At 33.4% G+C, this 8,337-nt stretch carries 6 protein-coding genes and 1 pseudogene; 6 read left to right on the top strand and 1 reads right to left on the bottom strand.

The genetic code is table 11. The features are described from left to right. Positions 1-365: 365 nt before the first annotated feature. Both RTP99_RS27700 and RTP99_RS27695 read left to right on the top strand, forming a co-directional pair. On the top strand, positions 366-2,297 hold the full coding sequence (locus RTP99_RS27700) for a glycosyltransferase (RefSeq protein WP_046646127.1): 1,932 nt from the start codon (positions 366-368) through the stop codon (positions 2,295-2,297). A 66-nt stretch (positions 2,298-2,363) separates the two neighbouring features. Continuing rightward, on the top strand, positions 2,364-3,140 hold the full coding sequence (locus RTP99_RS27695) for a class I SAM-dependent methyltransferase (protein ID WP_000657505.1): 777 nt from the start codon (positions 2,364-2,366) through the stop codon (positions 3,138-3,140). A gap of 40 nt (positions 3,141-3,180) precedes the next feature. On the opposite strand, the gene RTP99_RS27690 is transcribed toward RTP99_RS27695, so the two are convergent. Next, a complete protein-coding gene (locus tag RTP99_RS27690; RefSeq protein WP_001230824.1) occupies positions 3,181-4,125 on the bottom strand; it encodes an NAD-dependent epimerase/dehydratase family protein in 945 nt (314 codons plus the stop codon). Positions 4,126-4,396: 271 nt separating this feature from the next. Here RTP99_RS27690 and RTP99_RS27685 point away from each other — a divergent pair, with 271 nt between their 5' ends. The 4 genes and pseudogenes from RTP99_RS27685 to RTP99_RS27670 all read left to right on the top strand — a co-directional run bounded on the left by RTP99_RS27685 (position 4,397) and on the right by RTP99_RS27670 (position 8,305). After that, positions 4,397-5,191, top strand: coding sequence for a sulfotransferase family 2 domain-containing protein (locus RTP99_RS27685; RefSeq protein ID WP_000800260.1), 795 nt, complete (start codon positions 4,397-4,399; stop codon positions 5,189-5,191). 202 nt (positions 5,192-5,393) lie between these two features. Then, complete coding sequence (locus RTP99_RS27680) at positions 5,394-6,116, top strand: class I SAM-dependent methyltransferase (protein ID WP_000398919.1); 723 nt, start codon at positions 5,394-5,396, stop codon at positions 6,114-6,116. A 26-nt stretch (positions 6,117-6,142) separates the two neighbouring features. Continuing rightward, positions 6,143-7,014 (top strand): annotated as a pseudogene (locus RTP99_RS27675) (class I SAM-dependent methyltransferase). Positions 7,015-7,228: 214 nt separating this feature from the next. Beyond that, a complete protein-coding gene (locus RTP99_RS27670; protein WP_000690990.1) occupies positions 7,229-8,305 on the top strand; it encodes a glycosyltransferase WbsX family protein in 1,077 nt (358 codons plus the stop codon). Positions 8,306-8,337 lie beyond the last annotated feature (32 nt).

The following is an 8,337-nucleotide window of genomic DNA, read 5'->3' as shown; positions in this document are numbered from 1 at the left end:
CATTTTCATCTTTCAATGTCAACTAAGTTTTTCATTTCGTTTGTCGCTTTCGACGTTAATGTCATCGGCGACTTGTTCTATATTACACTCCTGTACTCTAATCGTCAATACTTTTTATCCTTTTTATTTTATAAATTATAAAGTTTTTTATACTCCTTCCCTAAAGATTAATAAACTAGTGTAGTCATTTTTATAATCGACAGTTTCTACTTTCTAAAGAATGAATATCAAGCCACACAAATATATATTAAAAGTAGCTTTTTTATTTCGGTTACATTCACAATTATCTCCTACCACTTCTCTCTAGCAATTATAAATACATCCTACATTTACTAAAATCTAATTACATTAGGAGGCGTTATGAAATGCATGCTAATAAGAAAATCATTTATGTATCCCATGATGCCCATTTCCACGGAGCACAGCTGCTTTCTTTACATACTATTAAAGCCCTTAAAGAAAACTTTCATTACTCCGTCGCAATTATTTCTATTGGAACGGGCATTTTAATCCAAGATTTTCAAAAGTATGGTCCTGTTTATTGCCTAGAGGAAAACTACCCAACGGAAGAAAAAGTCGAATTATTAATAAAGAAGTTATTATTAAAAGACTATACCATCGCCATATGTAGTACCGTCATAAGTGGTGATATAGTTGCATTACTAGCTAAACATAATATTAAAGTTATTTCATTAATACATGAATTGCCGCATTTAATACAACAGTACTCTGCTGAGGGAAAAGCAAGAAACATTGCCCAATCTGCCCACAAAATTGTCTTCCCTTCACAATACGTGTATGAGAAATTCCGTACAATCACCCAATTAGATCATCAAAAATGCCACATCCTCCCTCAAGGTTTGTTTAACCACAACCCTTATAAGAACAATATTGCAAAAGCGAGAAACGAATTACGAAAAAAACACAACCTGCCTCTCGATAGCAAAATCATTTTGGGGGTAGGTTTCGCTGATCATCGAAAAGGAATAGATTTATTCTCACTTATTGCTTACTCAGTAAGAAAGGTGCATACGAATATTCATTTTATCTGGGTTGGGAAAACAGATGTTCATTTTTTTAATACAATCTCCCCAAGATATACAGCACATTTCACATTAGTGGACCCAACTCCAGATATCGGTTTATATAACGCCGGTGCTGATTTATATTTATTAACTTCAAGAGAAGATCCTTTCCCAAACGTAGTTTTAGAAGCATTAGATACAAAAGTCCCTGTTATAGGGTTCAAAAACGCTGGAGGTTTTGAAGATGTTGTTACGGAACAAACCGGCGCATTAGTAGACCATTTAAACTTACCTATGATGCTGGAAAGAATATATGAACTTATCGGGAATGAAGATTTACGATTACAAAAAGGGACCTTTGGCCAAGAACTTATTGAAAGAGATTTCAACTTTCTTGATTACGTTTATCAATTATTAAACTTGCTTGAGCATAATTATAAAAAAATAAGCGTCATTGTACCGAACTATAATTACGAAAAATACTTACCGGAACGAGTTAAATCAATATTAAATCAAACCTATCCCCTTTACGAACTAATTTTCCTAGACGATGCCTCTACTGACAATAGCGTATCTATATTTGAAAAGCTGCTCTCAAATGAAAATAAACACCACCTGAAAGTTCAGCAGATTATTAATGATAAAAATTCTGGTTCTGTATTTAAACAATGGATAAAAGGTGTCTCTGCAGCAACCGGTGATTATATTTGGATTGCTGAGGCCGATGACTTATGTGATCAGACATTTTTAGAAGAAGTAATACAAGGGTTTCATATAGATAGTGATGTTGCCTTAAGCTACACACAATCAAAACAAATAGATGAACAAGGAAATATCTTGGCCAATCATTATTTGGATTACACAAATGATATTGATAAGGAAAAATGGCAGAGTTCTTATGTCCGAAAAGGGATAGATGAAATACAAGATACGTTACTTATCAAAAACACCATACCTAATGTCTCAAGTGTAGTTTTTAAAAACATAGATATAAAAACAATAGCAAAACAATTGGAAAAGTTTAAAATAGCTGGTGATTGGTTTTTCTATGTTTCTCTCCTTAAAGAGGGGAACATTTATTTTAATCCAAAACCTCTAAACTATCATAGACGACATACAAATAGCGTAACAAGAACAGAAGATTCATATTCCCACTACAGTGAAGTTGTACAAATGCAGAATTTCATTAAAGACACCTTTACTATCGACGACATTTCAAAAAAGAAAATGTATGCATATAGAAAGTACCTTGAAGCATATTTGAAGGTTTAATTATATATTTTCTTTATCATCAGTATCTCTTGTAAGACATTACTATTATTTAAGGGGTGTTACTCTTTGAAAGAATTTATAGAGGCAAATAAACATTTGATTTCTCAAATTGCACAAAAATACAATGTAAGTGCAAATATCCACCCAGAAGATCATATCTTTCAATTCCTTGTCACAAATCCAGTCTTTCCATCTAAAAAAGAAGCAATAGATTATTATTTTAAAGATGGAAGAAAATCAGCAGAAACACTCTTAGATTTAATTACTTCCTTTTATCCTCCTGTAGACACTCCAATTCAATTATTAGAATTCGCATCCGGATATGGCTGCGTAACACGTCATTTATTAAATCAGCAAACGAACTTAAGTATAACTACTTGCGATATACACGAAGAGGCTATTACTTTTATTGAAAACACATTACATACTTCATCTCTATTATCTCACCCTGAACCAGAACAAGTAAAATTAGCCTCGTCTACGTATGATATCGTTTTTTGTCTATCCTTTTTTTCTCATATGCCTGATACAACTTGGTTTCGTTGGCTTCAAACATTGTATAACGCTGTTTCCCCTGACGGATTATTCATTTTCACAACTCATGGATATCAAAGTAAAAAGCACTTCGGTTTTCCCGCTTTAAATGAACAGGGGTATTGGTTTCTTCCCTCTAGCGAACAACTCGATTTAGATGTTCATCAATACGGGCAAACGATTGTTAGCCCCTCTTACGTATGTGACAAAATTAAATTATTACCTTATAATCCTATTATCAAAAAATACACTGAAGGTTTTTGGTGGGAACATCAAGATCTTTGGGTAATAAAAAAAGAAATAAAATAATAAACCACGCTCTACTTATACAGAAGTAGGGCATGGCTTATTATTTTTTACTATATAAGAACTCTTCAATCCATAGCTTATTTAATCTAATTCCACTTTTGAAATCCACTTTCGGTTCCCAATTACATTCTCGTCTTACTCTATCTATATTTAAAATGATTTTTTGAACGTTTTCTTGCTTTTGTTTATAGCAGATAAATTCCACTTTTCTTTCCGTTAATTTCTCCAATTCTACTATAATTCGTTTTAAAGAGAGACCCTTTCCGCTACCTATATTATACACACAAAATTTCAAGTGATTTAATTGCGATAGTTGTATAGTAACTTCCACTAAATCATCGATATAAATATAATCTCGAATAATCTCTTGTGGATTCCCATATATATTAATCTTTTCATTACTGAGATGCTGATACAAAAAACAATTTATTGCTCCAACTTTCTTTAACGGGTTTTGATATTTTCCATACGGATTAGAATATCTACATACAACATAGTCCATTCCATATTTTTTCTTATAAAAGTACAAATAATTTTCAAGCGACACCTTTGTTATTCCATAAGGAGAAAGTGGTTTTAATGGATGTTCCTCATCAATAGGCAGATATTCCGGTTCACCATAAACTGTGCCTCCAGAAGACGCTAATACGATTTTTTTAATAGGGAAATTTTTAGCACTTTCCATGAAATTAAGAAAAAAAAGGCTACTATTTATATCTCCGAAAACATCTTCAATTGAAGTTGTTACATTAGACGTTGCAGCTAAATAAATAATTATATCCACATTCACTAAAGCTTTATATATATCTTCAACATTTGCTAAATCACCTTTAATAAATTCAACCTCACTTATAATATTTTGAGGAAAATTATTTATATGTCTGGAAAATACTTTTACATTTTGGCCTTTTTTCAATAAACCTAATGCGAGGTTAATACCAATGAAACTATTTCCACCTACTATTAAATAATTATTCTTCCGCATAATATCCTCTCTAGTAATAAGATTTTTGCTTATCACACCTAGAAATACAAATAAATGAACTTAGTCAATTCTATTATTGAGTCTCTTATAATTGTATGCCCCTTATAAATTTTCATTATCTTTATTTTTTATTTCCCCTTTAGAATCACTACCTTATTTAAGCCGCCCGAAAAAACACTCATAATATTTACTCATTCCTATGAATATATTGGATTAGTAAAAGCTTTCCCCTTCTCCATAAATAAAACTTTCAAAAAGGAGCACTACATGTATGAAGAATGTAAATCAAGAGCTTTTAAATCATGTAATTCTACATAAAGATCGAATCCCACATTTCCATAAAGACTTTCCACTTATACTATTCTGGAGCCATAGAAGCGGATGCACTACTTTAGCTAATTGGTTCTTTTTTCAAATCGGATTGTTTAATGAAGCAAAGAAATACCATGACTTTATTCATTACTATGAATTCTGGGTGTATAAAAACAACACCAACTACATACCAGAGTTACAAAATGGGCTTCTAACAGCAGAAAAAGCTGTTTGTAAACTTGTACGAAATCCCTATACAAGGGCCGTCAGCTCATTTTTATTACTTGCTGACAATCCATATGCAATTCCTCAATGGGAAAGTATCCGCCAGTATTTATATAATGACAAATATAGTAACCGAGGAATATCATTTAAACAATTTTTATATTACGTTCGAGCATTAGGTCCCAATTCCCTAACAATGGACATACATTTTAGTCAGCAATACGTTCCGGGTGAAGAAAATTTCATCCAACACTATATTCCTTTAGAAGATTTTAATACACAAATCACCAAAATAGAACATACGTACGATTTAGTTAAATCTAATTTAGCGCTACTTACAAATTCAGATCATCATCGTGCTCATAAAATGATGTATACAGGAAGCTATGCAGAGCTCAGCATTACAGATGTCGCCTTCCCTCGCTTTCCGACATATGAAAGTTTTTATGATGAAGAAACAATGGCGTTAGTTACAGAAATATATGCACAAGACTTTGAAATGTATCCGTACACGAAAGGGATATTTTAAATCGATACATTCTTCAATGAATAAAAGCGAATGTATCGCATAGCATAAAGTGAAACTTTAATTAGAGTGGGGTTCTCCACCGCTAATTATTCCCTTCTATCAATTTTACTGTTATAGATTCCCTAAATTTCACCTACCCTCTTTGAATTCACTGATTATTGACGCATGTGCCATATGCATTTTTACACAGGAGTGATGTCATGTGGAAGGTAATTTGAAACATAATAACGGATACTGCGTTATTTGTGAGAAGGAAGCTACATTTATAGAGCATAACGATTGGCTTAGAGATCACTACTTATGTTCTACATGCCACTCTATACCAAGGCAGAGAGCTTTAATTCATGTTTTAAATACATTTTTTCCAAAATGGGATTCCTATCATATTCACGAATCCTCTCCTGGAGGGATTACAACTCAACTACTAATAAAAAACTGCAAAAACTATACATACTCTCAATACTTTAAAAACTATCCTCTCGGCCAATACTTTCAAGGGATTAGATGCGAGAACTTAGAAAACATGACTTTCCAAGATGAATCTTTTGATTTGTTCATTACTCAAGATGTCTTTGAACATGTAATGGAACCAAACAAAGCCTTTAAAGAAATAGAGCGTGTATTAAAGCCTGGCGGTGCTCATGTGTTTACTGTCCCTTGGTACCACACTCTTCCAAAAACTTTGCAAAGGGCAAGAATCAATGAGGATGGAATTGAGTATATTGAAGAGCCAATTTATCACGGAAATCCTATTGATGAGAATGGGTCTTTAGTAACATTTGATTGGGGCCAAGATATGATTGAATATATTTATACACATGCAAATATGTATACCCTAGTTTATTTACAAAAGGATAAATCACTGGGCTTAGATGCTGAATTTTTACACGTTTTTATTAGTAGAAAACAAGAAAATAATTTTTAGGCACTATATAATTTGGAGGTTAACAAATGGATGACTTTAAGTTAGGAAGTGATTTTGATAACCTTGTTAGCCCGCTTTCTGATGTTGATCTTCTTCATCTATTTGTACAAAGTTGCTCACAAACAAAGATAAATGGTGTCCCAGTACCTATGTTCCCCCCTGAAGAAATTCAACAACAGTTTGTAGGTGCTTCCTATGAACATGCTCTTTATGAAGCATATTTGTTTTATAGACTTGTAAAAACATACGCCCATAATTTAGGCGTTCCCTTGAATAAAGAACGGAAAATTTTAGACTTTGGTTGTGGCTGGGGAAGAATCATACGCTTCTTTTTAAAGATGTTCGCCATAAAAATTTGCTTGGTATTGATGTAGACCCTGTAATGATTAACCTTTGTAACGAAACTTTAGGAAGAGGCAGATATAAAATAGCTCCCCCACAACCTCCTGCAGAATTTATTAATGACAATTCATTAGACATCATATTCGCTTATTCTGTATTCTCACATTTATCCGAAGAAACTGCAGAAAATTGGATAAAGGAATTTTCAAGAATTCTTCGTCCAGGTGGCATCTTCATCGCCACAACACAAGCGCGCTATTTTCTCGATTTTTGTCAACAATTTAAGGAACACCCTGAATTAATTCAGACAGGATGGCATAAAACTTTATCTCAAGCTTTTCCAGATATAAATCGTGCCATCTCGGATTATGAAAGCGGCAATTTTGTCCACAGCCCTACGGGAGCTGGAGACGTTAGAAATAGTAGCTTCTACGGAGAAACTGTTATACCTAGAACTTATATTAAAAATCACTATGAGAAGTATTTAAAGCTGCGGGACTTTTTTGATGATGCAAACCGATTACCCCAAGCTCTATTTGTTCTCCAAAAAGATTAACTCTTTCGCTCATTGTATAATGAAGATTATTTTATTTCTCAGCCGTATATATTAAAACATTAAAGATTTCCATATCAAGCAAACTGTACAAAAAAATTCATTATGAGGCATAAACAGAGTAAGTAAATAACGGTTCTCATGCTTTAACTAGATTCGAAAAATCAAAAATAACTTCCCACCACTTGAACTACGAAGCACATAAGGGGGATATATCTTGAAAATAATTGCTTTTTACTTACCACAGTTTCATCAAATAAAAGAAAATGACCGATGGTGGGGAAAAGGTTTTACTGAATGGACAAATACTAAAAGTGCACGACCTTTATTTTCAGGACATTATCAACCTAGAGAACCTTATCAAGATTTTTATTACGACTTAACCACCCCATCCGTAAGAAAGTGGCAAGCAGAAATTGCTAAAGCACACGGCATATATGGTTTTTGTTATTACCATTACTGGTTTAAAGGGAAGAGGCTATTGGAGAGACCATTTAATGAGGTACTTCAGATGGGCGAACCAGATTTTCCATTTTGCCTATCTTGGGCAAATGAACCATGGACAAAAACTTGGGATGGTCTTGATAGTCACATATTAATGCCTCAAAATTACGGAGAATTATCAGATTGGAAAGAACACTTTGATTATTTATTACAAGCTTTCCAAGATGAGAGGTATATCCGTATAAATGATAAACCACTATTCATTATTTATCGTCCTGGGCATATACCTAATTGTGAGCAGATGCTTAACTACTGGAATACACTCGCACAAGAAAATGGTTTGAAAGGTATATACTTCACAGAAACATTAAACAGCTTTCCACTTCCTAATATAAATGGATTTGATGCTAGCATTCAATTCGAGCCTTTTTATACAATTGCTCATGATAGTTCTTCCGACATAAATAAGATAATATATGAATCTGGTAAACAAATAAACGCTTGGGATTATGATAAAGTGTGGATGTATATATTAAAACGATCTCCTTCAGAGAAAAAAACATTTCCCGGTGCCTTTGTTGACTGGGATAACACAGCACGCCGCAAAGATTTAAATAGCAGCATTTTCGTAGGCTCTACTCCTGAGAAGTTCACGATATATTTAAGTAAGCAAATCCAGCGCACCTATTCTCTTTACAACAGCGAGTTTTTATTTATTAATGCGTGGAATGAATGGGCAGAAGGTACTTACTTAGAACCCGATAAAAGGCATGGCTTTGCCTATTTAGAAGGAGTTAAACAAGCAATTAACAGAGGCATGAAAGCATACAAAAAAGACGAGTCATTCTGACTCGTCTTACAGTTGCTTGGCGACGTCCTACT

It is taken from the genome of Bacillus sp. (in: firmicutes), from assembly GCF_031983925.1.
Lineage (GTDB): Bacteria > Bacillota > Bacilli > Bacillales > Bacillaceae_G > Bacillus_A > Bacillus_A pacificus.
This window is presented reverse-complemented; position numbering and strand designations above follow the sequence as displayed.

What these genes read in the sequence shown, in the direction of transcription:
- RTP99_RS27700 (WP_046646127.1), top strand. Translation starts at nt 366, where the DNA reads ATGCATGCTAATAAGAAAATCATTTATGTATCCCATGATGCCCATTTC.
- RTP99_RS27690 (WP_001230824.1), bottom strand. Translation starts at nt 4,125, where the DNA reads ATGCGGAAGAATAATTATTTAATAGTAGGTGGAAATAGTTTCATTGGT.
- RTP99_RS27685 (WP_000800260.1), top strand. Translation starts at nt 4,397, where the DNA reads ATGAAGAATGTAAATCAAGAGCTTTTAAATCATGTAATTCTACATAAA.